The 25,486-nt window shown below is 70.4% G+C and carries 29 protein-coding genes; 16 read left to right on the top strand and 13 right to left on the bottom strand.

Translation table 11 applies throughout. From position 1 onward, the window contains the following. A partial coding sequence (locus tag KBX50_RS24440) for a HAMP domain-containing protein (protein WP_210940042.1) occupies positions 1-2,864 on the top strand: 2,864 nt, incomplete at its 5' end. Continuing rightward, a complete protein-coding gene (locus tag KBX50_RS24435) occupies positions 2,861-3,421 on the top strand; it encodes a two-component system response regulator (protein ID WP_210940041.1) in 561 nt (186 codons plus the stop codon). The genes KBX50_RS24440 and KBX50_RS24435, both read left to right, overlap by 4 nt. 111 nt (positions 3,422-3,532) lie before the next feature. On the opposite strand, the gene KBX50_RS24430 is transcribed toward KBX50_RS24435, so the two are convergent. Then, entirely contained in the window at positions 3,533-3,868 is a 336-nt protein-coding gene (locus KBX50_RS24430) for an STAS domain-containing protein (RefSeq protein ID WP_093403944.1), read from the bottom strand. 139 nt (positions 3,869-4,007) lie between these two features. Here KBX50_RS24430 and hemL point away from each other — a divergent pair, with 139 nt between their 5' ends. Genes hemL through ccsB form a run of 6 tightly spaced genes read left to right on the top strand, consistent with a single transcriptional unit; the run spans position 4,008 to position 10,055 of the window. After that, positions 4,008-5,345 carry a glutamate-1-semialdehyde 2,1-aminomutase gene (hemL, locus tag KBX50_RS24425; protein ID WP_210940040.1) on the top strand — a complete coding sequence of 446 codons (1,338 nt, stop codon included), beginning with the start codon at positions 4,008-4,010 and terminating at the stop codon, positions 5,343-5,345. A gap of 2 nt (positions 5,346-5,347) precedes the next feature. Beyond that, a complete protein-coding gene (locus tag KBX50_RS24420) occupies positions 5,348-5,995 on the top strand; it encodes a histidine phosphatase family protein (protein WP_210940039.1) in 648 nt (215 codons plus the stop codon). A gap of 52 nt (positions 5,996-6,047) precedes the next feature. Continuing rightward, the gene (locus KBX50_RS24415) at positions 6,048-6,572 is read left to right on the top strand and encodes a TlpA family protein disulfide reductase (RefSeq protein ID WP_374224725.1); all 525 of its coding nucleotides are present in this window, start codon (positions 6,048-6,050) and stop codon (positions 6,570-6,572) included. Further along, on the top strand, positions 6,572-7,411 hold the full coding sequence (locus KBX50_RS24410) for a cytochrome c biogenesis CcdA family protein (RefSeq protein ID WP_210940037.1): 840 nt from the start codon (positions 6,572-6,574) through the stop codon (positions 7,409-7,411). The genes KBX50_RS24415 and KBX50_RS24410 overlap by 1 nt, the downstream gene beginning before the upstream one ends. Continuing rightward, entirely contained in the window at positions 7,411-9,057 is a 1,647-nt protein-coding gene (locus KBX50_RS24405; RefSeq protein ID WP_210940036.1) for a cytochrome c biogenesis protein ResB, read from the top strand. Before KBX50_RS24410 ends, KBX50_RS24405 begins: the two co-directional genes overlap by 1 nt. After that, entirely contained in the window at positions 9,057-10,055 is a 999-nt protein-coding gene (gene ccsB / locus KBX50_RS24400; protein WP_210940035.1) for a c-type cytochrome biogenesis protein CcsB, read from the top strand. The genes KBX50_RS24405 and ccsB overlap by 1 nt, the downstream gene beginning before the upstream one ends. Before the next feature lie 32 nt (positions 10,056-10,087). Here ccsB and KBX50_RS24395 read toward each other — a convergent pair whose 3' ends face one another. The 3 genes from KBX50_RS24395 to KBX50_RS24385 form a co-directional block, all read right to left on the bottom strand. Further along, positions 10,088-10,303 carry a hypothetical protein gene (locus KBX50_RS24395; protein WP_210940034.1) on the bottom strand — a complete coding sequence of 72 codons (216 nt, stop codon included), beginning with the start codon at positions 10,301-10,303 and terminating at the stop codon, positions 10,088-10,090. Between the two features lie 137 nt (positions 10,304-10,440). Next, complete coding sequence (gene nfi, locus KBX50_RS24390) at positions 10,441-11,076, bottom strand: deoxyribonuclease V (RefSeq protein WP_307871055.1); 636 nt, start codon at positions 11,074-11,076, stop codon at positions 10,441-10,443. Positions 11,077-11,234: 158 nt separating this feature from the next. Continuing rightward, positions 11,235-11,507, bottom strand: coding sequence for a hypothetical protein (locus tag KBX50_RS24385; protein ID WP_210940032.1), 273 nt, complete (start codon positions 11,505-11,507; stop codon positions 11,235-11,237). 234 nt (positions 11,508-11,741) lie between these two features. Between KBX50_RS24385 and KBX50_RS24380 the strand changes: the two genes are divergently transcribed. Together KBX50_RS24380 and KBX50_RS24375 are read left to right on the top strand one after the other, a co-directional pair. Then, positions 11,742-12,533 (top strand): helix-turn-helix transcriptional regulator, encoded by a 792-nt coding sequence (locus KBX50_RS24380; RefSeq protein WP_307871054.1) that lies wholly within the window; start codon positions 11,742-11,744, stop codon positions 12,531-12,533. Then, positions 12,521-12,715 (top strand): DUF397 domain-containing protein, encoded by a 195-nt coding sequence (locus tag KBX50_RS24375; RefSeq protein ID WP_210940031.1) that lies wholly within the window; start codon positions 12,521-12,523, stop codon positions 12,713-12,715. Before KBX50_RS24380 ends, KBX50_RS24375 begins: the two co-directional genes overlap by 13 nt. Here KBX50_RS24375 and KBX50_RS24370 read toward each other — a convergent pair. Further along, positions 12,705-13,181: a MarR family winged helix-turn-helix transcriptional regulator gene (locus KBX50_RS24370; protein ID WP_210940030.1), complete on the bottom strand. Its 477-nt coding sequence runs from the start codon at positions 13,179-13,181 to the stop codon at positions 12,705-12,707. The genes KBX50_RS24375 and KBX50_RS24370 overlap by 11 nt on opposite strands. 64 nt (positions 13,182-13,245) lie before the next feature. Between KBX50_RS24370 and KBX50_RS24365 the strand changes: the two genes are divergently transcribed. Then, entirely contained in the window at positions 13,246-13,806 is a 561-nt protein-coding gene (locus KBX50_RS24365; protein WP_210940029.1) for a carboxymuconolactone decarboxylase family protein, read from the top strand. 7 nt (positions 13,807-13,813) lie between these two features. Here KBX50_RS24365 and KBX50_RS24360 read toward each other — a convergent pair whose 3' ends face one another. Next, positions 13,814-14,701, bottom strand: coding sequence for a transglutaminase-like domain-containing protein (locus KBX50_RS24360; RefSeq protein ID WP_210940028.1), 888 nt, complete (start codon positions 14,699-14,701; stop codon positions 13,814-13,816). Positions 14,702-14,923: 222 nt separating this feature from the next. Between KBX50_RS24360 and KBX50_RS24355 the strand changes: the two genes are divergently transcribed. Together KBX50_RS24355 and mqnP are read left to right on the top strand one after the other, a co-directional pair. Beyond that, positions 14,924-16,384: a menaquinone biosynthesis decarboxylase gene (locus KBX50_RS24355; protein ID WP_210940027.1), complete on the top strand. Its 1,461-nt coding sequence runs from the start codon at positions 14,924-14,926 to the stop codon at positions 16,382-16,384. After that, positions 16,384-17,301: a menaquinone biosynthesis prenyltransferase MqnP gene (gene mqnP / locus KBX50_RS24350; protein ID WP_210940026.1), complete on the top strand. Its 918-nt coding sequence runs from the start codon at positions 16,384-16,386 to the stop codon at positions 17,299-17,301. Before KBX50_RS24355 ends, mqnP begins: the two co-directional genes overlap by 1 nt. Positions 17,302-17,320: 19 nt before the next feature. Here mqnP and KBX50_RS24345 read toward each other — a convergent pair whose 3' ends face one another. Beyond that, entirely contained in the window at positions 17,321-18,292 is a 972-nt protein-coding gene (locus KBX50_RS24345) for a terpene synthase family protein (RefSeq protein ID WP_307871053.1), read from the bottom strand. Between the two features lie 197 nt (positions 18,293-18,489). Here KBX50_RS24345 and KBX50_RS24340 point away from each other — a divergent pair, with 197 nt between their 5' ends. Continuing rightward, positions 18,490-19,119, top strand: a complete 630-nt coding sequence (locus KBX50_RS24340) for a UbiX family flavin prenyltransferase (RefSeq protein WP_210940025.1) — start codon at positions 18,490-18,492, stop codon at positions 19,117-19,119. A 27-nt stretch (positions 19,120-19,146) separates the two neighbouring features. Here KBX50_RS24340 and KBX50_RS24335 read toward each other — a convergent pair whose 3' ends face one another. After that, positions 19,147-19,416, bottom strand: a complete 270-nt coding sequence (locus KBX50_RS24335; protein WP_210940024.1) for a BldC family transcriptional regulator — start codon at positions 19,414-19,416, stop codon at positions 19,147-19,149. A gap of 268 nt (positions 19,417-19,684) precedes the next feature. On the opposite strand from KBX50_RS24335, the gene KBX50_RS24330 reads away from it, so the two are divergent. Together KBX50_RS24330 and KBX50_RS24325 are read left to right on the top strand one after the other, a co-directional pair. Continuing rightward, positions 19,685-20,143, top strand: coding sequence for an Lrp/AsnC family transcriptional regulator (locus tag KBX50_RS24330; RefSeq protein WP_210940023.1), 459 nt, complete (start codon positions 19,685-19,687; stop codon positions 20,141-20,143). A gap of 38 nt (positions 20,144-20,181) precedes the next feature. Beyond that, entirely contained in the window at positions 20,182-21,273 is a 1,092-nt protein-coding gene (locus tag KBX50_RS24325) for a PLP-dependent cysteine synthase family protein (RefSeq protein WP_210940022.1), read from the top strand. A gap of 55 nt (positions 21,274-21,328) precedes the next feature. On the opposite strand, the gene KBX50_RS24320 is transcribed toward KBX50_RS24325, so the two are convergent. The 5 genes from KBX50_RS24320 to KBX50_RS24300 all read right to left on the bottom strand — a co-directional run bounded on the left by KBX50_RS24320 (position 21,329) and on the right by KBX50_RS24300 (position 25,473). Beyond that, the gene (locus KBX50_RS24320; RefSeq protein ID WP_210940021.1) at positions 21,329-21,625 is read right to left on the bottom strand and encodes a hypothetical protein; all 297 of its coding nucleotides are present in this window, start codon (positions 21,623-21,625) and stop codon (positions 21,329-21,331) included. Then, complete coding sequence (locus tag KBX50_RS24315) at positions 21,618-22,145, bottom strand: DUF6232 family protein (RefSeq protein WP_210940020.1); 528 nt, start codon at positions 22,143-22,145, stop codon at positions 21,618-21,620. The genes KBX50_RS24320 and KBX50_RS24315 overlap by 8 nt, the downstream gene beginning before the upstream one ends. Positions 22,146-22,532: 387 nt before the next feature. Then, positions 22,533-23,162, bottom strand: a complete 630-nt coding sequence (locus KBX50_RS24310; RefSeq protein ID WP_210940019.1) for a putative glycolipid-binding domain-containing protein — start codon at positions 23,160-23,162, stop codon at positions 22,533-22,535. Positions 23,163-23,239: 77 nt separating this feature from the next. Then, positions 23,240-24,772: a DEAD/DEAH box helicase gene (locus KBX50_RS24305; protein ID WP_210940044.1), complete on the bottom strand. Its 1,533-nt coding sequence runs from the start codon at positions 24,770-24,772 to the stop codon at positions 23,240-23,242. 197 nt (positions 24,773-24,969) lie between these two features. Further along, on the bottom strand, positions 24,970-25,473 hold the full coding sequence (locus KBX50_RS24300) for a hypothetical protein (RefSeq protein ID WP_210940018.1): 504 nt from the start codon (positions 25,471-25,473) through the stop codon (positions 24,970-24,972). Positions 25,474-25,486: the final 13 nt, after the last annotated feature.

The following is a 25,486-nucleotide window of genomic DNA, read 5'->3' as shown; positions in this document are numbered from 1 at the left end:
AGATCACGGTGGATGCCCGGGGCGAGATCCTGGAGCTGAAGTCGACGGTGAACACGATGGTGGACCAGTTGTCGTCGTTCGCCGACGAGGTGACCCGGGTGGCCCGTGAGGTGGGCACCGAGGGCAACCTCGGCGGTCAGGCGCAGGTCAAGGGCGTCAGCGGTACGTGGCGGGATCTGACCGACAACGTGAACTCGATGGCGTCGAACCTGACCGCCCAGGTGCGGAACATCGCCCAGGTCTCCACGGCGGTCGCCAAGGGTGACCTGAGCCAGAAGATCACGGTGGATGCCCGGGGCGAGATCCTGGAGCTGAAGTCGACGGTGAACACGATGGTGGATCAGCTGTCGTCGTTCGCCGACGAGGTGACCCGGGTGGCCCGTGAGGTGGGTACCGAGGGCAAGCTCGGCGGTCAGGCCCAGGTGCGCGGCGTCGCCGGCACCTGGCGGGACCTGACCGACAACGTGAACTCGATGGCGTCGAACCTGACCAGCCAGGTGCGCAACATCGCCTCGGTCACCACCGCGGTGGCCAACGGTGACCTGTCGCAGAAGATTACGGTCGACGCGCAGGGCGAGATCCTGGAGCTGAAGAACACCGTCAACACGATGGTGGACCAGTTGTCGTCGTTCGCCGACGAGGTGACCCGGGTGGCCCGCGAGGTGGGCACCGAGGGCAAGCTGGGCGGTCAGGCCCAGGTCAAGGGCGTCAGCGGCACCTGGCGGGACCTCACCGAGAACGTCAACCAGCTCGCCTCGACGCTTACCACCCAGCTACGCGCGATCGCCCGCGTCTCGACCTCGGTGACCCGGGGCGACCTCACCCAGCGGATCGCGGTGAAGGCGCAGGGCGAGGTCGCCGAGCTGAAGGACAACATCAACCAGATGATCGTCACCCTGCGGGAGACGACCCACAAGAACGCCGAGCAGGGGTGGCTCGACTCCAACCTCGCCCGCATCGGCGGTCTGCTCCAGGGCCAGCGTGACCTCGGCGAGGTCTGCCGGATGATCATGCAGGAGGTCACTCCGCTGGTCGACGCGCAGCTGGGTGCCTTCTTCCTGGTGGACAACTCCGAGGGCGTGATGCGGCTGCGGTTGACCGCCTCGTACGGCTACGTCTCCCGGGGGCACGACGTGACCTTCGGGCCGGGCGAGGGGCTGGTCGGCCAGGCCGCGCTGTCCCGGCGCACCATCCGGGTCGGAGCCGTACCGGACGGCCGGATCACCTTGCGGTCCGGGTTGGCCGACACGCCACCGGCCGACCTGGTCGTCCTGCCCGTTCTCTTCGAGGGCGAGATGCTCGGCGTGATCGAGTTCGCCACCGTCACACCCTTCTCCGAGCTGCACCTGTCGTTCCTGGCACGGCTGGTCTCCACCATCGGCATCGCGGTCAACACCATTCAGGCGAACCGGCGTACGGAGGAACTGCTCGCGCAGTCGCAGCGGCTGGCACACGAGTTGCAGGAACAGTCGGCGGAGTTGCAGCGGACCAACGCCGAGCTTGAGGACAAGGCCAAGCTGCTGTCGGAGCAGAAGGCGAACATCGAGACCCAGAACCGGGAGATCGAACTTGCCCGGCTGGGCCTGGAGGACAAGGCGCAGCAACTCACCCGGGCCTCGGCCTACAAGTCGGAGTTCCTGGCGAACATGAGCCACGAGCTGCGTACGCCGCTGAACTCGCTGCTGCTGCTGGCCCGGTTGCTCATGGAGAACTCCGAGCAGAACCTCACGCCGAAGCAGATCGAGTTCGCCCGCACGATCCACGGCTCCGGGTCGGACCTGCTGCGCCTGATCGACGACATCCTGGATCTTTCCAAGATCGAGGCCGGGCGGATGGACGTCGAGCCGACCGAGATCCGGTTCACCGAGGTCTGCAACTACGTGGAACAGGCATTCGCCCCGCAGGCCGAGGAGAAGGGCCTGGACTTCCAGGTACGCATCGGCAAGGACCTGCCGCCGGCCGTGGTGACCGACGCGCAGCGGCTTCAGCAGGTCCTGCGCAATCTGCTGTCGAACGCGGTCAAGTTCACCGACAACGGTGCGGTGACCCTGCGGATCTCCCGGGCACCGGAGCACGCGGTGTTCGACGTACCGGCGCTGACCAACGCCCGGCAGGTGATCGCCTTCACGGTGATCGACACCGGTATCGGGATCTCCGACGACAAGCTGTCGCTGATCTTCGAGGCGTTCCAGCAGGCGGACGGGACCACCAGCCGTCGGTACGGCGGTACCGGGCTGGGCCTGTCGATCAGCCGTGACCTGGCCCGGCTGATCGGAGGCACGATCACGGTCGCCTCGGCACCCGGCCAGGGTTCGACGTTCACGCTCTACCTGCCCGACGTACTGGCGCCGGACGCGGTGGTGGCACCCGCGCCACCGTCACCACAGCGGGCGGGTCTGCCGTCGTCGCTGTTGATGCCGCCGATGGAGTTGCTGTCGGAAGCACCCGAGGCGCCGAAGACCCGTCAGCTGGACGGGGCCACCGTGCTGATCGTCGACGACGACGTGCGTAACGTCTTCGCGCTGACCAGCGCGCTCGAACTGCACGGCATGACCGTGCTGTACGCCGACAACGGCGCCGACGGGGTTCGCCTGTTGGCCGAACACCCGGAGGTCGATATCGTCCTGATGGATGCGATGATGCCCGATCAGGACGGATACGAGACAACTCGACAGATCAGGCGTAATCACCGGTTCGCGGACCTGCCGATCGTGTTCCTGACCGCGAAGGCCATGCCGGGGGATCGGGAGTCGGCGATCGCGGCCGGAGCCAGCGACTACATCACCAAGCCGGTCGACCTGGACCAGCTGATCGAGCTGATGGGCAGCTGGATCAGTGGCAGCCGTACCGAGGAGGGCTCGTGACGCAGGTGGCGAAGGCGCTGCTGGTTGATGATCGCCGGGAGAACCTGATGGCCCTAGAGGCGATCCTCCAGGGGCTGCCGGTGCAGTCGGTCGCCGTGGAGAGCGGTGAGGCGGCGCTCAAGCAGCTGCTGGTGGACGACTTCGCGGTGATCCTGCTGGACGCCCAGATGCCGGACATGGACGGGTTCGAGACGGCGAGCCACATCAAGCGGCGGGAGCGTACCCGGCACGTGCCGATCATCTTCCTGACCGCTGCCGACCGGGACGCTCAACTGGCCCTGCGCGGCTATGCGGCCGGCGCGGTGGACTACCTCACCAAGCCGTTCGATCCGTGGGTGCTGCGGGCCAAGGTCTCCGTCTTCGTCGAGTTGTGGACCAAGACCCGTCAGTTGGCGGCGCAGTCCGAGATGGTGCGCGAGCGCGACGCCCAGTGGCGGATGCTGACCGATGCCGTCGACGAAGCCACCACCCTGCTCCGCAACGCCGACGACCCCGAGTCCCACTCCCGCGCCGTAGCCCTCCTGGAACAAGCCCGCTGGGGCACCACCCCCGACTAACCCCCCACCCCCGCAAACCCTCCCCGTTGATCATGAGGTTAGCGGCAGATTTGAAGATCAAAATCGCCGCTAACCTCATGATCAACACACGTCAGCGGGGTGGGGTGCGGGTCAGGGGGTGGGGGTGTCGTTGCGGATCATCAGGGCGCTGCGTAGGCCGGTGATGTCCAGGACGCGGAGCAGGAACTCGCCGACGTTGGTCAGGACGAGCAGGCTCTGCGCGTGACTGGCCTTGCGGCTGAGGACGACCAGAGTGCCCAGCCCCTGCGAATCGCAGAACGTCACGCCGCCGAGATCGAGGACGATCCGGGGCGGGGGCTCGGTGAGAACCTCGTTGACGACGGTCGATAGCTGGGCGGCCGTTTGCATGTCGATCTCACCGGCCAGGCGGAGGACTGCTTCGTCGCCCGTTCGGTGTACGGTGATGGACAGTTCGGCACGATCCACCGGGTCAGCCTATCGCGATCTCCGTCGACCGGCCTGTCGAGGCGTGCCGTTCCCGCGCAGCGTGCCGGGGGTGAGCCCGGTAACCCCCGGCCGGGGTGGCTGCCGATCCGCAGCCGGGCGCTGACACAATGGCGGCATCGTGACCGAGGTGTTTACCGCCGGATCCGACCGCTACCCGGTCGACGCGCCGGCCTCAGCGGCCCTGTTCGACCGCGCCTGCGCCATCGTGCCGGGCGGGGTGAACTCCCCTGTGCGCGCCTTCCGGGCGGTCGGCGGCACCCCACGCTTCATGGTTCGAGGTGAGGGGCCCTGGCTCCATGACGCGGACGGTCGCCGTTACGTCGACCTGGTCTGCTCCTGGGGGCCGCTGATCCTGGGGCATGCCCACCCCGAGGTGGTCGCGGCCGTGCAGGCCGCCGCCGCGAACGGCACCAGTTTCGGTACGCCCACGCCCGGCGAGGTCGAACTGGCCGACGAGATCGTCGCCCGTACCCCGGTCGAGCAGGTCCGGCTGGTCAACTCGGGTACCGAGGCGACCATGTCGGCGATCCGCCTGGCGCGCGGCTACACCGGCCGCTCAAAGATCATCAAGTTTGCCGGTTGCTACCACGGGCACGTCGACGCGCTGCTGGCCGCCGCCGGCTCCGGCGTGGCGACCCTCGGCCTGCCCGATTCGCCGGGGGTCACCGGCGCGGCGGCGAGCGAGACCATCGTGCTGCCCTACAACGACGTGACGGCAGTCGAGGCCGCCTTCGCCGCCGAGGGCCAGCACATCGCCGCGGTGATCACCGAGGCCGCACCGGGCAACATGGGCGTGGTCGCCCCCCGTGACGGGTTCAACGCGCAGCTGGCCCGGATCGCGCACGCGCACGGCGCACTGCTGATCGTCGACGAGGTGATGACGGGGTTCCGGGTCTCCCGCGCCGGCTGGCACGGCCTCGATCCGGTCGAGGCGGACCTGTGGACGTACGGCAAGGTCATGGGTGGCGGCCTGCCCGCCGCGGCGTTCGGCGGGCGCGCGGAGATCGTGTCGCGACTGGCTCCCGCTGGTCCCGTCTACCAGGCCGGCACCCTCTCCGGGAACCCGCTCGCCTGCGCGGCCGGGCTGACCACGCTGCGGCTCGCCGACGACGCGCTCTACCGCCGGCTGGACGACACCGCCGCCGTCGTGGGCAAGCTGGCCGCCGACGCGCTGGCCGCCGCCGGAGTCCCGCACCGGCTGTCGTACGCGGGCAACATGTTCTCGATCTTCTTCACCGACGCCGACGTGGTGGACTACGACAGCGCCCGCACCCAGCAGGTGCCGGCGTTCAAGGCGTTCTTCCACGCGATGCTCGCTGCCGGGGTCTATCTGCCGCCGAGCGCGTTCGAGTCCTGGTTCGTCTCGGCGGCGATCGACGATGCCGCCCTGGAACAGATCGCCGCCGCGCTGCCGACGGCGGCCAACGCGGCGGCAGCGGCAGGTCACGGGGGGTAGCAATGGGCAAGACGGTGGTCCACGTGCTCCGGCACGGTGAGGTGTACAACCCGGACGGCATCCTGTACGGCCGGCTGCCCGGTTTCCGCCTCAGCGAACTGGGCGTCCAGATGGCCAAGGCCGCCGCGCAGGGACTCGCCGAACGCGAGGTCGTGCACGTGGCGGCCAGCCCGCTGGAACGCGCCCAGCAGACCGCAGAGCCGATCGCCGCCCAGTTCCGGCTGCCCGTCGGCGTGGACGAGCGGCTGATCGAGAGCGCCAACTGGTTCGAGGGCAAGAAGGTCTCGCCCGGCGACGGCTCCTTCCGCGACCCGCGCAACTGGTGGGTGCTGCGTGACCCGGTCACCCCATCCTGGGGCGAGGCGTACCGGGCCATCGCCGAGCGGATGTTCGCCGCGTTGCACGCCGCCCGGATCGCCGCCGAGGGCCGGGAGGCCGTCCTGGTCTCGCATCAGCTGCCGATCTGGACGCTGCGCCGCTACGCGGAGCGCAAGCGGCTGTGGCACGACCCGCGTCGCCGGCAGTGTGCACTTGCCTCCCTCACCACCTTCCACTTCGACGGTGCCAAGATCGTCGGCATCGGCTACTCCGAACCGGCCGCACACCTGGTGGCGATGTCGCCGACCGCGCGGACGGCCAAGGGGGCCTGAGATGGGCGTCCGGAGGCTGGCTGTCGGCCTGCTCGCCGCCGCGACCACCGCGATGCTCCTGAGCGGCTGTACGGGCGACGGGCGGGAGTCCGACTGCGACAGCGCCGGCGGCATCGTCGAGTGCGCCCCGGAGCAGCGCTCCGCCGCCCCGAAGATCGCCGGTGAGCTGCTCGCCGGTGGGTCCTACGACGTGGCCGACCAGCGGGGCCAGGTCGTGGTGGTCAACTTCTGGGGTTCCTGGTGCGCGCCGTGCCGGGCCGAGGCCGACGATCTGGAGAACACCTACCAGGCGACGAAGGACGCCGGGGTGACCTTCCTCGGCATCAACGTGCAGGACAGCCGGGACAAGGCCATCGCCTTCGAGGAGGGCCGGGTCAGCTACCCGAGCATCTTCGACCCGGGCAGCCGGCTCGCCCTCGACATGGACATCCCGCCGAACACCATCCCGGCCACCGTCGTACTGGACCGGGAGGGACGCATCGCCACGGTGATCCGGGCGGCGGTCCGGCAGGAGGGGCTGCAACCCATCGTCGAGCGGATCGCCGCCGAGGCACCCGCGCCGGCCGGTCAGCGCTGATGGGCGGGACCTTCGGTCAGCTCGCCGAGTCCGGCCCGTTGCTGCTGGCGTTGGGTGCGGCTGCGCTGGCCGGTCTGGTCAGCTTCCTGTCCCCGTGCGTGCTGCCGCTGATGCCCGGCTACCTGTCGTACGTCACCGGGTTGGCTGGCGCGGACCTCGAAGGTCGGCACGAGTCGCCCGCCGTGGACGAGACACCGGACGACGGTGGCGGCGTCGGCACCGCCGTACGGGAGCGCACCCGGGTCGCCCCGGCGGTGAAGGGGCGGGTGCTGGCCGGGACGTTGCTGTTCATCGCCGGCTTCACCGTCGTGTTCACCGCCACCGCGGTCCTGTTCAGCGGCGTCGGTCGGGTCTTCTTCGACCACGAACGAACGCTGGAGATCATCGTCGGCGGGCTCATCGTCGTGCTCGGTCTGGGCTATCTCGGTGCGCTGCCCGGGTTCCAGCGTGAGTTCCGGATAAACCGGTTGCCCGCCGCCGGCCTGCTCGGCGCGCCCGTGCTCGGTGCCGTGTTCGCGCTGAGCTGGGTGCCCTGCACCGGGCCCACGCTGGCCGCGGTGCTCGGGATGGCCACCACCAGCGGGCAGACCGACCGGGCGGTGGTGCTGGCGGTGGCGTACTGCCTCGGGCTGGGCCTGCCGTTCGTCGTCTTCGGGCTGGGCTTCAACCGGCTGCTCGGGGTCTTCCGCACGGTCCGCCGGCACAGCCGCTGGGTCACCCGGATCGGCGGGGCGCTGCTGATCCTGATCGGGCTGGCGCTGGTCACCGGCGGCTGGACCAACGTGGTGATCTGGTTGCAGACCACCGTCGGGGTGGGCAACTTCGAGGTGGGCATCTGATGACCGCCGTGGACGACCGTCCGGCCACACCGGCCGAGGCGCCCCGGCGTCGCGGCAATCCGCTGCTCGCGCTGCTGCGCAACTCGTGGCGGCAGCTGACCAGCATGCGTACCGCGCTGGTGCTGCTGTTTCTGCTCGCGATCGCCGCGATCCCCGGGTCGGTGCTGCCGCAGCGCGGGGTCAACCCGGAGGACGTACGCGACTTCTACACCGCCAACCCCGACCTGGCGCCGGTGCTGGACCGGGTGGGCGCGTTCGAGGCGTTCAGTTCGGTCTGGTTCTCCGCGATCTACCTGCTGCTGTTCACCTCGCTGATCGGGTGCATCACGCCCCGGCTGCGCGACCACGTCCGGGCGCTGCGGGCACGCCCGCCGGCCGTACCGAAACGGTTGGAGCGGCTGCCGCAGCATGCGGTGGTGCCCGCGCCCGAGGGCGGCGCGGCGGCGGTCGCCGAGACGCTGCGGCGACGGCGGTGGCGGGTGGCGGTGCGGGGTGACGAGGTCTCCGCCGAGAAGGGCTACCTCAAGGAGACCGGCAACCTGATCTTCCACACCTCGATGGTGCTGGTGCTGGTCGGTGTCGCGCTCGGTTCCTGGTACGGCTGGCACGGCAACCGGCTCCTCGTCGCCGGTGCGGACCAGGTCTTCTGCAACACCCGCCAGCAGTACGCCGAGGCGAAGCTCGGTCCGCGCGTCGGTGACGACCTGCCCCGGTTCTGCATGCAGCTGGACGAGTTTGACGCGCAGTTCCTGCCGAACGGCCAGGCGTCCTCGTTCAACGCGAAGGTGATAGTCGACGAGGACGGCGGCGCTCCCCGTCAGGCCGAGTTCTCGGTCAACGCACCGTTGCGCCTCGACGGTGCGAACGTCTACCTGCTCGGGCACGGCTATGCCCCGGTGATCCGGTACACCGACCGGTTCGGTGGCACCCAGACCAGCACCGTGCCGTTCCTCACCACCGGCGACATCGGGCTGACCGGCGAGGGCCTGGCCGCCTTCCCGGATGCCAACGTCGACCCGGAGACCGGCGAGCGGAACCCGGATCTCCAGGTGGCCTTCTCCGGGCTCTACCTGCCGACCGCACCGCAGCAGCCGCCGTTCGTCCGCTCGGAGCATCCGACGGAGCAGAACCCGCTGCTCGACCTGGTCGCGTACCGGGGCAATCTGGGCCTCGACGCCGGCATCCCCGGCTCGGTCTACCAGCTCGACCAGCGTCAGCTGCGCAACGGCCGGCTCACCGAGATTGGGGCGAAGCAACTGCGGATCGGCGAGAGCTGGACGCTTGACGACGGCACCACAGTCGAGTTCGTGGGCACGGAGCGGTACATCGTGCTGTCGGTACGGCACGACCCGGGCACGATGCTGCTGCTGGTCAGCTCCATCGGGCTGGTGCTGGGGCTGATGGGTTCGCTCTTCGTCAGGCGTCGGCGGGTGTTCGTCCGGCTGCTGCCGGCCGGTCCGGACGACCCCGACGGTGGATCTCCGACGGGCGGTAGTAGTTTGGTCGAGGTGGCTGGTCTGCCGCGTACCGAGCATCCCGGGTTCGCCGCCGAGTTCGCCCAACTGGTCGCCGCGATCGGTGGACGATCCGGTGACGCCGGCACCGACCCGGACGCGCCGGCCCGGGCGCGGGAAGGAGTCGAGTGATGTCCGCACTCTCCGATCAGCTGGTGTCGATCGCCACGCTGGTGTACCTGCTGGCGATGATCAGTCATGCCGTCGAGTACGCCCTCGGCAACTCGCGCGCCAGGGCCGTCGTGGCACCGGCCCGCGAACTGGTCGGCGCGGGGGTGGGCGCGGGCCCGACCGGGGCGGTGGACGGCCCTGCTGTGAACGGTGGCGCTGTGGTGAGCCCGGCGACACCGGGTCGGGCCGAGCGCACCGCGCGGCGGGCGGAGCTGGGTGGCCGGATCGCTGTCGGGTTGACCGCCGTCGCCGCCGCGCTGCACCTGGCGGCACTTGTCACCCGGGGCCTCGCCGCCGACCGGATGCCGTGGGGCAACATGTACGAGTTCGTGCTCACGGTCTCGTTCATCGGGGTTGCCGCCTGGCTCACCGTGTTGGTGAAGTGGCCGTTCCTGCGCCGCCTCGGGCTCTTCCTGACGCTGGTGATGGTGCTGCTGGTGGCCACCGCCGAGCTGGTGCTCTACACCCCGATCGTGCCGCTGGTGCCGGCGCTCAACTCGTACTGGTTCGTCGTGCACGTGTCGACGATCGTCTTCGCCTCGGGCCTGTTCCTGCTGGGCGTGGTGCCGGCTGCGGCGTACCTGATGCGGGCCGGGTACGAAAACGGCAAGCGTAGCTTCCCGTACACCCTGGCGAAGCGGCTGCCGGCGGCGGCCGGGCTGGAACGACTCACCTTCGTGCTGCACGCCTTCTCGTTCCCGATCTTCACCTTCGCGGTGATCGCCGGAGCGATCTGGGCCGAGGCGGCCTGGGGTCGCCCGTGGGGCTGGGATCCGAAGGAGACCTGGGCGTTCATCTCCTGGGTGGTGTACGCCGGCTACCTGCACGCCCGCGCCACGCCGAGCGTGCGCCGGAACACGGCCACCTGGCTGGCCATCCTCGGTTTCCTGACGGTGCTGATGAACCTCTTCGGCGTGAACATCTTCTTCGAGGGCCTGCACTCCTACGGCGGCCTCTGACCCGCAAGACGACCGCCGGCAAGGTGTCGACATCAGCTCCGAGGCGGGGCCGACAGCGGCCGGTCCCGCCGTAGCGTCTCGCTCACCCGCAGGGTGACCTGGTAGGCGACCTCCGGCACATCGGCCAGCTCGATCCGCTCGGACCGCAACCCGAGCTGCGCGTGCAACTCACGGGCGATGGCGTCGCGCAGCTCGACCTGGAGCGGCGACAGCCCGTCCGGCTCGCCGACGACGTACGCATCCGACATGCCGCAATGCTGCCGTCGCCCGGCGTCGCGGTCCACGGTCGGTGAGATTTCCCCAAATCCGTCGAGATCTTGGACAGTTCCCGTTCTTCGCTAACGGGAACTGTCCAAGAATCACTCAACATCTAGAGCGCTGACGGTCAGCGGAGGGCTTGGCGGGAGAGGAAGTCGGCTCGGCGGATCACCTCGGGTAGGCGGTAGCGGCGGCTCAGGTCGAGCGTGATCGTGGTCGCCTGGTCGAGGCTGGTGCGGTGGCCGACCGAGACGAACACCGGCTTGACGTCGGTCTGCGTACGCAGCACCCGACCCAGCACCTCGCCGCCGTCGCGCAGTGCCGACCAGTCGCCCCGACGGGTGCCCGGTTCGTCGTACGCGCCGACGAAGGGAGTCTTCGCCACCCCGATGGTGGGCAGCCCGGTCAGCACGCCCAGGTGGCAGGCGAGCCCGAACCGCCGGGGATGGGCGATGCCGTACCCGTCGCAGACCACCACCTCGGGGCGACGGCCGAGCCGACCCAGCGCTGCCATCAGGATCGGCACCTCCCGGAAGGCCAGCAGCCCCGGCACGTACGGGAAGCTCACCTCGCCCGGTACCACGGCCGACTCCACCTCGGCGCCGGTGGTCAGGTCGATGACCACGGCGGCGGCGACGATCCGCGGCGAATCCTTGTGGTACGACACGTCCACGCCCGCGACCAGCCTCGGCGCGACGTCCAGACAGTCAGCCAGGTCGAGGCGTTGCCGCAACTCCTGCTGGATCCGTTCCGCCTCCGCCACCGATCCCGGGGAGCTGGCCGTCGCGCCCACTTCCTCGGAGCTGGCCGACACGCCCAGTTCCTCGGCCACCGCCGGCTCGTCGTCGGAGTGGGGCCGGCCGGCAGGGACGATCGTCATGAGGTGCGAGCGTACGACCAATCGTGGGACAGCGGCGGCGGTCAGTCGGTGGGTTGTGGGCGGGGTGCGCGGGGAGCGGCCCAGCCGAGGAAGCGGTCGTGCAGCGCGGCGGGCTTCGGCGCGTCGTGTGGGTTGAGCCGGTACAGGTCCTCGACGGCGTCGTACAGCATCCCGCCGAGGTAGATCGACAGGGCGACCGGGCTGTCCCGGTAGTCGGCCAGCAGGGTCAGCCGGGCAGCGGCGCAGGGCCACGGCGCAGCGCAGGCGGGGCACAGCCAGAGCGGGCGAAGCGGCACGTGGAGCTGCGGCGTCATCTGCGTACCCCTCTGGTGACCCGGGCTGGAGGCGGGGCCGTCCGTCGCCGACGTGCCGGACGGCCCCGCGTCGGTTGCGCCCGTCCTTTTCGGTACGGATCCGGGCGGTTCCGATGGGGACAGTCTGGCCAGGTGCCGACTACTCTCGGAAGGCGATTGATCGCCCTGTGTGGCTGGCGCGGCTGCCGGTGAGGGCGGTGAGAACGCGGGAGATGTCGGTGAGGAGTGGTGCGGGTGGACGAGCGGTCGCGGGTGCTGATCGAGGAGTTGCGGCACATGCGGGCGGCGCGCAGGGTGACGCAGGAGGACCTGGCTCGGGCGATCAACTATTCGCCGTCCACGGTGGCCATGGTGGAGACCGAGGCGCGCAAGCCGCCGCCCAACTTCTGGGAGCTGGTGGACGGTGCCCTCGACACCGGCGGCACGTTCGTCCGGATGCTGGCCCGGCTCGGCTCGCCGCAGTGGATGCGGGAGTGGGAGGCCAACGAGCGGCAGGCCACCGTGCTGCGGTCGTTCCAGCACACGGTGGTGCCGGGGCTGCTGCAAACCTCGGCGTACGCCCGCGCGCTGTTCCGCAGCGTCGGCCTCTACGACGACGCGGAGGTGGAGCGGCGGGTGGAGGCGCGGCTGGCCCGGCAGGCGGTGCTCACCGGCGAGCGACCGCCGCAGCTCGTCACGGTGCTGGACGAGCACGTGCTGCGTCGGCCGGTCGGCGGACCGGTGGTGATGCGCGAGCAACTGTGGCGGCTGGTCAAGCTGGCCACCGAGCACGCCCGGGTACGGCTGCACGTGGTGCCCGCCTCGGTCGGCGCGTATCCGGGTGTCGCCGGGGCCTTCGTGCTGGCTACCCTTCCGAGTGGGGAGGATGTGGCCTATCTGGACGATCAGCTCAAGGGCCAGGTGATCGACCACACCGAGGACGTGCTGGCGATCCGGGCCTCCTGGGAGGCGATCCAGGGCGAGGCGTTGCCGCCCCGGCAGTCGATCGAGTTGTTGACGGAGGTGGCGGAGTCATGGCGGAGCTGACCGACGCCCGGTGGCGCACCAGCACCCGGAGCAGCACCAACGGCGGAGACTGCGTCGAGGTGGCCGACAACCTGCCCGGCCTGGTCGCGGTCCGGGACAGCAAGGACCGCGACGGCGCTGTGCTGGTCTTCGGCCCGGCGGCCTGGCGGGCGTTCGTGGCGGTGCTCCCGATCAGCCGGTGAACCAGCCGGGGATGTCGAGCCGGAACCAGTTGGCCGGGGTGACAGCCCGCAGGTCGTCCTCGATGGACGCCACGCGATCCACGCCGAGCGTTTCCGTCCAGCGCTGTCGCAGCTCGTCGAAGATGGCGGCCGACCGGCGCAGCCCGTCGAGCCCGTGCGGGGTCAGCCGGACCAGCTTGCGGCGGGCGTCGCGGCTGTCGTCGGCGCGTTCCAGATAGCCGAGGGCGACCAGCCGGTCGACGGTCTTGCCGGCGGCCTGCTTGGAGACGCCCAGCCGGTGACCCAGCTCGGAGGCGGTGGTGCCGTCGGCGCCGACGGCCTGGAGCACGAAGCCGTGCAGCGGGCGCAGCTCCGCGTGGCCCTGTCGGGCCAGCTCGGCGTGCAGGTCGTCGATGAGCGTCCGGAAGCCGGCAAGCAGCAGCAGTGGCAGTACGAAGCCGGGGCGCTGTGGTTCAGGTGTTGGCAATTTCGACAACCTGATTTACGGTTTGGTCAACCACGTTGACCAAACTACGGCAAAGGGTGTCGCCATGTCCACGCACGTCTTCACCACCCACACCATCGACTCCGCACCGGAGGCCGCCCGCGCCACCATGACCGGCGTACACCGCAAGATCGGCTACCTGCCCGGTGCGGTTGGCCTGATGGCCGAGTCCCCTGAACTGCTCAAGGGCTTCCTGACCGCGAACGCCAGCTTCGAGAGCTGCGGACTGGACCCGATCCAGCGGGAGGTCGTGGTGCTCACGATCGCCGGCCGCAACGAATGCCACCTCTGCGTCGCCATGCACACCGCCACCCTCGTCCGACACGGCGCCGCCGCCGAACTGATCGACGCGCTGCGCGCCGGCACGAACCTGCCCGACGAGCGGCTGGAGGCGTTGCGCCGCTTCACCCTGGCCGTACTCGACAATCAGGGTGCGGTGCCCGACGAGGAGCTGGCCGCCTTCCTGGCCACCGGCTACCAGCCCCGGCACGCTCTGGACGTGGTGCTCGGCGTCGGCACGTACACCATCTCCACCTTCGCCAACCGGCTCACCCGGGCACCTATCGATCCGCACTTGGCCGCGTACGCGTGGCAGCCGGCCGCCTGACCGATCGTCACACCGGTTCGTCGCGGGCGCGCAGTTCGTTGCGAACGGTGGCGGGGACGTTCAGCCGCTCGTCGGCGTACAGCAGGCGCAGCTCGTCCGCGTGCTCGTCGGGCTCGCGGGTGAGTCGGGCCAACTCGTCGAAGAGGGCCATCCGCTCGTCGTCGATCTTCTCCAAGGGAGCGGGCATCGTGCCCCAGACGTCCCACGGCAGCAGTTCCACCCCGTGCAGCGCGGCGGCGTCGCGCATCAGGTTGCCGGCGATCCACCACCAGCCGCTCTCATTGATCACGCGCAGCCCGAAGGCGTCCGGGTCAGCCTCACCGGCCCGACAGCGAGCCCACGCCTCACCGGCGACCAGGAACCGGTCCCGGGGCACGTCAGTGGTGTCGAAGTCGATGCCGAACAGCTCACGCTGGCGCGCGTCGAGCTGGGCGTCGACCATGATCCAGCGGAGTTGCTCGGGATGCCAGTACTCCGCGACCCAGTGGTCCTCGTACCAGCCGTCGACGAAGTAGTCGCCGAAGCCACAGCGGGCACGAGCCGGCACGCCCCGGGCCCGCAGCGCCGTGACCACCAGTAGTGAGTAGTGCCGACAGTTGCCGGCCACCCGCTGCTCAGGAGGACGGGGGACGGTCAGCGGCTGGGCGTCAGGAGTGTCGGCGATGCGGGCGAGAATCTCGTCGGCGGGCCGGAGGTGTACGGTCTGCCGCTCGTCGTCGGTCAACGTGACCCCGTACACACCGGCGACGTGTTCGTGGATCAGCAACCCCTGGATCGTCCCGGCGATCTCCGCCGGGCCCGCCGGCAGCGCATCGAGCAGCGGTGCGAACGATCCGGCGGAGGTCAGCCGACCCGGGCGCGCGAAGCGGGAGAGGTTCGTCCGGTGCTGGTCCATCTGTCACTCCTCGGGAGAATGCGGCCACGATGGAACGCAGAGGATCCCTGCTGCGGCACGCAGGTGCCGGCTGGGTGGTCTGTGCCCGGCTGGGCGACGCAAGCATCGCAGGATTCGCCGGATCGCGGTGTCCCCTGCGACACGGCGGGGGTGGGGCGCGACACATGGCGTACGGCCACCCGGCGTGGGCAGCACCAGCGGACGTAGGACAGACTTGCGGGCATGGCGGCTCGTGGCTTCCCGTACACCGATCTGAAGGATTTTCTCGCGGCGCTGGAGCGCGCGGGCGAGCTGCGGCGCGTCAGCGTCCCGGTCGACCCGACGCTGGAGATCAGCGAGATCGTCACCCGGACGGTGCGGGCCGACGGGCCGGCGCTGCTGTTCGAGCAGCCCACCCGGGGTGAGATGCCGCTGGCGATCAACCTGTTCGGCACCGAGAAGCGCACCGCGATGGCGCTCGGCGTCGAGTCGCTCGACGAGATCGGCAACCGGATCGGCGAGATGCTCAAGCCGGAGCTGCCGGTGGGCTTCTCCGGCATGATGGGCGGCCTGGGCAAGGTCATGCAGCTCAAGTCGATGCCCCCGAAGAAGGTCAAGACCGCCCCCTGCCAGCAGGTCGTCTACCGGGGCGACGATGTCGACCTCAACCGACTGCCCGGGCTCCAGGTCTGGCCGGGCGACGGCGGGATCTTCCACAACTTCGGGCTGACCCATACCAAGCACCCGGAGACCGGCAAGCGGAACCTCGGCCTCTACCGGCTCCAGCAGCACAGCCACAACACCCTCGGCATGCACTGGCAGATCCACAAGAATTCCACCGCGCACCACGCCGTCGCCGAGCGACTCGGCCAGCGGCTGCCGGTCGCCATCGCCATCGGGTGCGACCCGGTGGTCAGCTACGCGTCGAGCGCGCCGCTGCCCGCCGACATCGACGAGTACCTGTTCGCCGGCTTCCTGCGGGGCGAACGGGTGGAGATGGTCGACTGCCTGACCGTGCCGTTGCAGGTGCCGGCGCACGCCCAGGTGGTGCTGGAGGGCTACCTGGAGCCGGGTGAGCGGCTGCCGGAGGGCCCGTTCGGCGACCACACCGGCTTCTACACCCCGGTCGAGCCGTTCCCGGTGCTGCACGTCGAGGCGATGACCATGCAACGCGACCCGGTCTACCACTCGATCGTCACCTCGAAGCCGCCGCAGGAGGACCACGGTCTGGGCAAGGCCACCGAGCGGATCTTCGCGCCGCTGCTGCGGTTCCTGATCCCGGACATCGTCGACTACGACCTGCCGGCCGCCGGTGTCTTCCACAACTGCGCGATCGTGTCGATCCGCAAGCGCTACCCGAAGCACGCCCAGAAGGTGATGAACGCGATCTGGGGCGCGCACATGATGTCGCTGACCAAGCTGATCGTGATCGTGGACGAGGACTGCGACGTGCACGACTACCGCGAGGTCGCCTTCCGCGCTTTCGGCAACGTCGACTACGCCCGGGACCTGCTGCTCACCGAGGGCCCGGTGGACCACCTGGACCATTCCTCGTACCAGCAGTTCTGGGGTGGCAAGGCCGGCATCGACGCCACCCGCAAGCTCCCCGAGGAGGGCTACCACCGGGGCTGGCCCGAGGAGATGACCATGGCCCCCGAGGTCGTCTCCCTGGTCGACAAGCGCTGGAAGGAGTACGGCATCTGATGGCCACCGCCGCCGCTGTGCAGCCGACCGAGCGCCCCGGGCGCGTGAAGTCCTTCCTCAAGCTCGTGGCGATCGAGCACTCGGTCTTCGCGCTGCCGTTCGCGTACCTGTCGGCCTTGGCCGCGATGCAGGTGAACGGCGGGCAGGTGCGGTGGCTGGACCTGCTGCTGATCACCGTGGCGATGGTCGGGGCACGGACGTTCGCGATGGCGGCGAACCGGATCCTGGATCGCCGGATCGACGCGCGTAACCCGCGTACCGCGAACCGGGAACTGGTGACCGGGGCGGTGAGCCTGCGGACGGCCTGGACCGGCGCGGGCGTCGCCCTGGTGGTCTTCCTCGCCGCCGCCGCCCTGCTCAACCCGCTCTGCCTGGCGCTCGCGCCGCTGGCCGTGGTGCCGCTGGTGGTCTACCCGTACGGCAAGCGGTTCACCAACTGGCCGCACGCCATCCTGGCTGCCGCCCAGATGGTCGGCCCGGTCGGTGCCTGGCTCGCGGTGACCGGCACCTTCGCCGGCTCCGGACCGGCCTGGCTGCTCGGTGCCGCCGTCGGCCTGTGGATCGGTGGGTTCGACCTGATCTACGCCTGCCAGGACGCCGAGGTCGACCGGGAGATCGGCGTGCGCAGCGTGCCGGCCCGCTACGGGCTGCGCTTCGCCCTGCACGCCTCCACGGTCGCGCACGTGGTCACCTTCGCGTTGTTCGGCTGGTTCGGCGTGCTGATCGGCTTCGGCTGGCTCTGGTGGATCGGGCTGGCCCTCACCGCTGTCGCCTTCGGCTACCAGCATCTGGTGGTCACGCCGACCGACCTGAGCCGGGTCAACCGGGCGTTCTTCACCGCCAACGGTTTCGTCGGCATCGCACTGTTCGCCTTCGCCCTGCTCGACCTGGTCGTCCGGCTCGGCCTGCGCGCCTGACCAGCTCGCCGTGTTTCGATCACCTGCTGGTCGGCACGGCGTAGCGGGCGCTCTCCATGGTCCAGTCGATGGTGCCGCGGACGGCTCGGGCCACCCCGTCGAGGTGGGCGGTGACGGCCGGGTCCAGCGCCGGACCGAACGAGGGCATCGTGGCGCGCAGCGCGACGAAGCGGCGCATCGACTCGTGCCAACGCTGCGCCGCCAGCTCGACGGCAGCGGGCACCGGCACGCGGTGTGCGCTGGCCAGCGCCAGCACCAGGTTGTGGCCGCCGGAGATGGCCACGTCCCGGTCCAGCGAGGCGATGTCGTTGTACCAGGAGAGCAGGTCGTTGCCGACGTCGCGGAACTGCCCCAGCCGCGGGTGGTGGTAGACCGGGTCGGGCAGCGACCGGCCGTGGACGAACTCCACAAGCGGATACGACACGTACGCAGCCGAGGTCGCCCGGCGCAGCTCGACGTACTCCTCGACGCCGGGCGCGTACCCGGTCGCCTTGTTGACCGCCTCCTGCCACGTGCCGTCGAGGTGTTGGGCGACCGCGTCGGCGAAGCGCAGCCGCCAGCGGGCGGGCATCCGGCGGTGCGGCTCCCGCCAGGCGCTGATCAGCAGCCGGCGTAGCGGACCGGCCAGCCCCGGGTGCCGCAGCCGGAAGCGCAGCAGCGCGACCGCGCCGTCCCGCAGGGCACGGATCTCGTCCAGGCCGGTCCGTTCGGGCCCGTCGCAGGCGTCGTCGACCAGGAAGAACCAGGTGAACAGCGCGGTCAGGGTACGCAGGTCGGCCTCGGTGGCATCGGGGTAGAGCCGCCCCGCGTAGCGGGCGAAATCGGCCCGCCCCAGCCGCTCCCGCGTCGGCGCGTCCAACGGCAGCCCGGAGACCAGCCAAGCCTGCACGTCGTCGGCGTACCGGGAGAGCTGTGGCGCGATGGGGCAGGCGGCACGCAGCGACGGCAGGATGTGGTGGGCGGAGCCGGCCGACGACGAGATGGTCCCCACGTCCTTCCGGTCGGCCCCACGGTGCTTTCAGTCCCCGGCAGCATGCCAGCTTGCGGTGGTCGCCGCAGACCCGCCGGGCATCGGTGGCGTAACGGCATCGGTGGCGTAACGGCTAAGCCTGCGGCGATCATGGGCACCTCGGACACGCTTCCCGGGGTGCCCGACCGGAGCCGGCGGTGACCAGGCAGGCTGAGGGCATGCGCGAACCATGGGTGGTCGGGGTGTCCGGGGCATCGGGCACGCCGTACGCGGCCGCAGTCGTACGCGGGCTGCTCGACGCCGGGGCGCCGGTGGACCTGATCGTTTCCCGGGCCGCTCGGCTGACCGTCCTCGACGAGACCGGACGGCCGTTCCGGGACGCTCACTGGGCCGAGGATCTGGCGGCCTGGCTCGGGCGGGACATCGCCGCAGCGGACCTGCGGCACTGGCCCGCCGGTGACCTCGCCGCCGGACCGAGCAGCGGCTCCTACCCGGTACGCGGGATGGTGGTGGTGCCCGCCAGCACGGCGGCCTGCGCCGGCATCGCCATCGGCCTGTCCAAGGACCTGTTGCAGCGTGCCGCCGAGGTGAATCTCAAGGAACGTCGGCGGGTGGTCGTGGTGCCCCGGGAGACGCCGGTGACCCGAAGCCACCTGGAACACCTGATCGCGCTGCACGACGCCGGCGCGGTGGTGCTGCCGGCCAGTCCCGGCTTCTACGGTGCGGGCGCCGCCGCCTCCGGGGCCCAGCTGGTGGACTTCGTGGCGGGCAAGGTGCTCGACGCCCTCGACGTGCCACACACCCTGTTCAAGCGGTGGGCCGGAAAGTTGAACGCGGACCGGACCTGACGGCCGGCCCGCGTCCCGACCCGCACTTCAGTACATGCCGGCATTCGCCGGGCCCCCAGTGCCGGTCGAAGCGGTCGGGCCCGCGTTTCGCGGTCTACCCATCTCGTCCGCCTCGTCCAGCATGCCCTCCCCTTCAAGCAGGGCTCGCACCTCGGATTCCCGAAACCGGCGATGCCCTCCTGGAGTCCGGATGCTCCCGATCCGGCCCGCCGCCGCCCATCGCGTCACGGTTTTCGGGTCCACCCGAAACAGTGCGGCGACTTCACCCGGTGTCAGCAGGCGATCTCCAGTGTCCACAGCCCCCTCCTCGCGTCGACGAAGCCCCCGGCTGAACACACTGCCCCCGGCCGGTGCGAGCCCAGAGCCGTCATGAGGGACGTATGGCAATTACAGCACCAGCGACCTGGCGTGTCCGCCAAACGCGAAAAACGCACTGAGTGGGAAGTTAGTAAATGGTACCGGCGTCGCGCCCTCCGAACCCCGGGTATGCGAACTGTCACCCGCTGCCAGGTCAAACGGATACCGGAGTCCGGGTGTAACGCCACGCCGACTAGGGTCACAGTCCGTGGACGCCATCGACCTCAACCTCGTGGACCTGCTCCGCGGCAACGCCCGCCTGTCGTACGCCGAGCTGGCCCGCCAGGTCGGCCTTTCCGCTCCGGCAGTGCACGAAAGGGTCGGGAAACTGGAGTCCGGGGGCGTCATCCGGGCGTACCGCGCGGAGGTCGAGCCGGAGACCATCGGGTTGGGTGTGACCGCCCTGATCGGCATCGTGGAGGACTCCGGGGCGGACACCGACGACGTGCTGGAGGCGTTCCGGGTCATGCCCGAGATCGAATCCTGCTACTTCATGGCCGGCGTCGAGTCCTTCCTGCTCAAGGCCCGGGTGGGCACCATCGCGGAGTTGGAGCAGCTGATCGTACGGCTGAACCGGACACCCGGGGTCGCCTCCACCCGTACCGGCATCGCGCTCTCGACCAAGTGGGAGAACCGCCCGCAGTCGGTCGCTCCGCCGCCGGCCTGAGCCCGAGCACCGCCGGTCGGCTTGCTAGGTTTCCGGGCGTGACTCATCTCGACCGGTGCGACGAGGCCAGCCGGCGGTGGGTGACCGAGGCGATCGCGGCGGTCGAGGCGGACGCGAACCGGTCCGCCGACACCCACCTGCTGCCGTTCCCGCTGCCCCGGCACTGGGGGATCGACCTCTACCTCAAGGACGAGTCGGTCCACCCGACCGGGTCGCTGAAGCACCGGCTGGCCCGCTCCCTGTTCCTGTACGGGCTCTGCAACGGCTGGATCGGGCCGGGCACCACGATCATCGAGGCGTCGTCCGGCTCCACGGCGGTCTCCGAGGCGTACTTCGCCCGGATGCTCGGGTTGCCCTTCATCGCGGTGATGCCCGCCTCCACCTCGCCCGAGAAGATCGCCCAGATCGAGTTCCAGGGCGGTCGGTGCCATCTCGTCCAGGACCCGGCGAAGGTGGTCATCGAGGCACGCTGGCTCGCCGAGGACTCCGGCGGGCACTACATGGACCAGTTCACCTACGCGGAGCGCGCCACCGACTGGCGGGGCAACAACAACATCGCCGAGTCGATCTACGCGCAGCTCGCCCTGGAGCGGCATCCGATCCCGGCGTGGATCGTGGTCGGCGCGGGTACCGGTGGGACCAGCGCCACCATCGGCCGGTACGCCCGCTACCGGCGGCTGCCCACCAAGCTCTGCGTGGTCGATCCGGAGAACTCCGCGTTCTACCCCGCCTGGCAGGCGGCCGACTGGTCGGTACGCACCGGTCGGGGCTCCCGAATCGAGGGCATCGGCCGCCCGACCGTGGAGGCGTCCTTCCTGCCCTCGGTGGTGGACCGGATGGTGCAGGTGCCCGATGCGGCTTCCCTGGCGGCCATGCGGGCCGCCTCGGCGGTGCTGGGCCGGCGGGTGGGCGGCTCGACCGGCACCAACCTGTGGGGTGCCTTCGGCCTGATCGCCGAACTGCTGGCCGCCGGCCGGACGGGCTCGGTGGTCACCCTGATCTGCGACGCGGGCGACAGGTACGCCGACACCTACTACGCCGACGAATGGGTGGCCGGGCAGGGCCTCGACCTGGCGCCGCACCTGGCCACCGTCGACCGCTTCCTGACCGACGGCTCCTGGCCGGCCTGACCGCCCGGCCGGAGCCGTCGGCCTGACCGCCCGGCGGAGCCGCCGGCCAGGGCGCTCACTGGAACAACCGCACGATGAACTGGGCCGCGGTACCGGCGATCGTGTTCTGCAACACCGGCCCCAATCCGCTCCCGACCGCCCGGCCGAGATTGCCGAAGCGGCCCTTCTCCGCGCCGACGTGAGCAGCGGCGGCTGCCGGGTCGACGACGTTACCGTGGTTGTCGACGTGTCCTTTCTCCTGAAGTACGGCGATCAGCTGCATCAGTTCGGACAGCGCCGGTCCGACGATTTTGCCGATCTGCACCTGGCCGTCACGCATGTTTATCTGGTCGCCGTGGACATGTTCAGTCACCGCGTGCCACCTTCCCGATCTGGACGCCGCCACCCATCATGTTTATTTCGTCTCCGAATACCAGTTTCCGGTTGTCGATGTTCTGGACGATTTCCCGGGCCGGCGGGTTCTCCAGAGCGTTCGCGATCAGGTTGACCAGACCCTCCACCATGGCGCGATCGGTGCTCACGAGGGCCGCACTGGTCGCCCCGTTCGTTTCGACGACCAGCGCGTACTGGGTCGCCTGACGGGCGAGCCGGACGGCCCGCCACACGTGATGCGCGACCACGCCGAGCACGACGGCGGCGACCAGGACGAGCGCGAAACCTGGCAGCTCCATCTGCCCGACGCAGCAGAGCAGCAGCACTCCGCCGGCGAACCAGCCACCGGCTCGGGCGATCGCGCGCCCGATACCCCGGCGGTCGGGCTCGGACATCAGCGACCGGACGCGGGCGATGCTGCTGAGCTGATAAACGTCGCCACCGATCCACAACGTGGCACGGTTGACCCTTATCTGTGTGACGCCGGAATGCTCCGTCACGTTTGCTCCCCTCCTTGCGGTCGCTTGGGCGTCGGCCGCCCGACTCGGTCGAACAATTGCGGGTGAGGCGCGGAGTTACAAAAGACGGTTCCGAATTGATTACGCGAACCATACTCCGGCGATCGATCCGGTCCCATGGACGGGACTGTCGGGAAGGTGACATGCCGGTAATTGTCGCCTGATTGGCGTAAGAAATTGATGCTGTCAATCAGCGAATGGTAGAGAGCGTTTACCCGACCGTGGTCGGGCGGTCATCGGACGTGCCGGCAGGCGGGCCCCACAAGGCGGGGCGCGGTCATCCCGGCTGCGGGTGGATGTGGGCTAACGGTCGACGGCGCGCGGCCGAACGGACCGGCATGCGGCACGCACTAGCGATGAAATCCGCTCTCAGCGTGTCGGCGCGCGCTCGGCCAGCCCTGGGTAACGCAGCACGTAGCCGTCGGCGTCCACCTCGACCTCGGCGCTGAAGCCGCCGCTCGCGTACCGGAACCGGTTCGGGCCCAGCCCGGTGTAGACCTGCTCGGCGGGGAGCACGGTGAGGCTGGGCAGCAGCACCCAGGCCACGCTTATCGAGTGCGCGGTGTCCGGAGGTGCGGTGTTCAGGCCGAGCCGACGCAGCGGCAGGGTGTTGAACAGCGGCGAGCCGCCCAGATCCACGTCGAGGGCGTCGGCCAGCCGATCCTGGTCCTCCACGCCCGGCAGCCCGGCCGGGGCGTGCCCGGCGGCGGTCAGGACCGCGTCGAGGTCACCCTGCTCGGCGGCGGTCACCCGCCACCGCTGCGTCGCCCGTTCCAGCCGTACGCTGCGCCGCCACCCGGCTCCCTCGACCTCGACCTCAAGGCGGACACTGGCCCAGTCGGTGTCGGTGGTCACCTGGTAGCGACACGTGTAGGGAACCGGGTCGACGGCCAACTGGGTGCCCTGCGCCGTCAAGCCGTGGCCGTCGTCGACCAGGGCGTGCTCGGCACCGGCGGTGTCCGTACGGGTCCACAGCAGTGACTTCGGCGTGGTCGGCATGAGCCGGACGTTACGCCACCCGGCGGAGCCGGGCAGCGTATGCGCCGAAGATCAGCACCGTGAGCGGAGCGCGGGGGTCAGTAGCTGCGGGCCCGCGGCCGGCCGCCCGTCCCACGCCGGTCGTCGCGTGGCCGGTCGTGCGTGTTCCACCCCTCCGACCGATTCCACCCCTCCGACCGACCGCCCCGGTCACTGCCGAAGCGGCGCTCGCCGCGCGGGTTGTCGTGGTATCGGCGGTCGCCCGGTGCCTGCTCCGCGAAGCGACGCTCGCCCCGGTGACCGTGGTCGGCGTAGCGGCGCTCGCCGCCCGGCCGGTCGCCGAAGCGACGGGGGCCGCCCGGCCGGCTGCCGCGCCGGGGCTGTTGCTCCGGCTCCTCGCGTACCGGCACCCCGCTCGGCTCCCGCGCCCCGGTCAGCTCAGCCAGCACCGGGTCGCCGACGCGTACCCGGGACTGAGCCGGCTCCACGCCGGCCTTCTCCAGCATGGCCAGGGTGGTGCGGCGCTGCTTCGGCAGCACCAGAGTGGCCACCGCACCGGCCTCACCGGCCCGGGCGGTACGCCCCGCACGGTGCAGGTAGTCCTTCGGGTCCTTCGGCGGGTCGACGTGCAGCACGAGGGAGACCCCGTCGACGTGGATGCCCCGTGCCGCGACGTCGGTGGCGACCAGGACGTTGGTCCGTCCCTCGCGGAACTCAGCCAGGGTGCGGGTACGCATCCGCTGCGTCTTGCCGCCGTGCAGCCCTCCGGCCCGTACGCCGACGGCGGCGAGCTGGGTGACCAGCCGGTCCACGCCCAACTGGGTACGGGCGAACACGATGGTCCGGCCCTTCCGCGCGGCGATCGACGCGGTCACCGGGAACTTCTCCTGCGGCGGAATGAGCAGCAGGTGGTGGTCCATCGTGGACACTGCTGCGGTCGGCGGGGCGGTCGAGTGGGTGACCGGGTCGGTCATGAACCGCCGCACCAGCGCGTCGACGTCACCGTCCAGAGTGGCCGAGAAGAGCAGTCGCTGCGCATCCGCCGGCGTCTTCGCCAGCAGCTCGGTGACCTCGGGCAGGAAACCCATGTCGGCCATCTGGTCGGCCTCGTCGAGCACGGTGACCTCGACGTCGTCGAGCTGGCACACACCCCGGTCGATCAGGTCGGCGAGCCGACCCGGGGTGGCCACCACCACCTCGACGCCGCGCCGCAGGGCATCGATCTGCCGGTCGTACGGCACCCCGCCGACGGCGGTCTTGAGGAACACGCCGACGGCCTTGCCCAGCGGCAGCAGCGCGTCGTTCACCTGCATGGCCAGTTCGCGGGTGGGCACCAGGACCAGGGCCCGTGGATGCCGGGGCCGGGCCCGCTCACCGGCGGCGATCCGGGCCAGCAGCGGCAGCCCGAACGCGAGAGTCTTGCCGGAGCCGGTCTGCCCACGGCCCAGCACGTCACGCCCGGCCAGCGCGTCCGGCACGGTGGCCTGTTGGATCTCGAACGGAGTGGTGATGCCCTGTCGGTCCAGGGCGCGGACCAACTGCCGGGGAAGCCCGAGCGAGTCGAAGGTGACCGGGGTGGTCGTGCCGGCCGGCTGTGGCGCGGCGGGAAGGTCGGGGGAGAACGGGGGCATGCCGAGGTCAGCGGAGGTGGTCAAGAAATGCCTTTCGAGCGGGGCGCATCTTCGCGATGTCCCGCTGCGGCCGTGGCCGCCGGATCTTCCGCAAGATCGCCCATGGGCGCGTGTGCACGCGCCAGGTCAATGATCAGCGACCAGTGTACGGCGGTCGGCGCGTGCCCACCCGCGCCGGAGTCAGGTAGTGGGCGGACTCACCAACGATCCGGGAGCTGTCGGTCACCCGGCAGGCCACTGCTCGCGCTGGGCAGCGCGTCGTTTGCGAAGAGCACCACCATCACGCTGATCGCGACCAGCACCCCCAACGCGACCGCCATCAGGATCACGACCCGGAGCGTGCTGCGCGACCTCTCGGCCGCCGTGTCCGCCCAGCCCTGAGCCAGGATGTGCCCGGTCAACGAGCCGGAGGTCTCCTGCTCCCCGGCCGGGAAGGCCACCGTCGCCGAACTTTCCAACCCGGCGTAGTACGCGCTCAGGTCGGAGCCGCCGGGACGCTGAGTAGGTGCCACCTCAGCGGAGCCCGGACGCAGTCCCGGACGGGACGAGGGCCGGGGTGCGACCGCCGGCGAGCTGGGCGCGGGCTCGTCCCGGCGGCCGCCGGGGTTGGTCGGTGGCGGCCAGACAGGCAGCGCCGGTGCCGGCACGACCGGAGCCGCGTCGGCCTCGCCAGGGCTGGCGGGCGAGCCGGTGCGGGACACGGCGGCGGACGGT

The sequence above is a fragment of the Micromonospora sp. C51 genome (genome assembly GCF_018070435.1).
Taxonomy (GTDB): domain Bacteria; phylum Actinomycetota; class Actinomycetes; order Mycobacteriales; family Micromonosporaceae; genus Micromonospora; species Micromonospora sediminimaris.
This window is presented reverse-complemented; position numbering and strand designations above follow the sequence as displayed.

What these genes read in the sequence shown, in the direction of transcription:
- KBX50_RS24405 (WP_210940036.1), top strand. Translation starts at nt 7,411, where the DNA reads ATGACCGCCGTGGACGACCGTCCGGCCACACCGGCCGAGGCGCCCCGG.
- KBX50_RS24375 (WP_210940031.1), top strand. Translation starts at nt 12,521, where the DNA reads ATGGCGGAGCTGACCGACGCCCGGTGGCGCACCAGCACCCGGAGCAGC.
- ccsB (WP_210940035.1), top strand. Translation starts at nt 9,057, where the DNA reads ATGTCCGCACTCTCCGATCAGCTGGTGTCGATCGCCACGCTGGTGTAC.
- KBX50_RS24365 (WP_210940029.1), top strand. Translation starts at nt 13,246, where the DNA reads ATGTCCACGCACGTCTTCACCACCCACACCATCGACTCCGCACCGGAG.
- KBX50_RS24410 (WP_210940037.1), top strand. Translation starts at nt 6,572, where the DNA reads ATGGGCGGGACCTTCGGTCAGCTCGCCGAGTCCGGCCCGTTGCTGCTG.
- KBX50_RS24415 (WP_374224725.1), top strand. Translation starts at nt 6,048, where the DNA reads ATGCTCCTGAGCGGCTGTACGGGCGACGGGCGGGAGTCCGACTGCGAC.
- KBX50_RS24355 (WP_210940027.1), top strand. Translation starts at nt 14,924, where the DNA reads ATGGCGGCTCGTGGCTTCCCGTACACCGATCTGAAGGATTTTCTCGCG.
- KBX50_RS24360 (WP_210940028.1), bottom strand. Translation starts at nt 14,701, where the DNA reads ATGGACCAGCACCGGACGAACCTCTCCCGCTTCGCGCGCCCGGGTCGG.
- KBX50_RS24395 (WP_210940034.1), bottom strand. Translation starts at nt 10,303, where the DNA reads ATGTCGGATGCGTACGTCGTCGGCGAGCCGGACGGGCTGTCGCCGCTC.
- KBX50_RS24420 (WP_210940039.1), top strand. Translation starts at nt 5,348, where the DNA reads ATGGGCAAGACGGTGGTCCACGTGCTCCGGCACGGTGAGGTGTACAAC.
- mqnP (WP_210940026.1), top strand. Translation starts at nt 16,384, where the DNA reads ATGGCCACCGCCGCCGCTGTGCAGCCGACCGAGCGCCCCGGGCGCGTG.
- KBX50_RS24385 (WP_210940032.1), bottom strand. Translation starts at nt 11,507, where the DNA reads ATGACGCCGCAGCTCCACGTGCCGCTTCGCCCGCTCTGGCTGTGCCCC.
- KBX50_RS24310 (WP_210940019.1), bottom strand. Translation starts at nt 23,162, where the DNA reads ATGCCGACCACGCCGAAGTCACTGCTGTGGACCCGTACGGACACCGCC.
- KBX50_RS24340 (WP_210940025.1), top strand. Translation starts at nt 18,490, where the DNA reads ATGCGCGAACCATGGGTGGTCGGGGTGTCCGGGGCATCGGGCACGCCG.
- KBX50_RS24305 (WP_210940044.1), bottom strand. Translation starts at nt 24,772, where the DNA reads ATGCCCCCGTTCTCCCCCGACCTTCCCGCCGCGCCACAGCCGGCCGGC.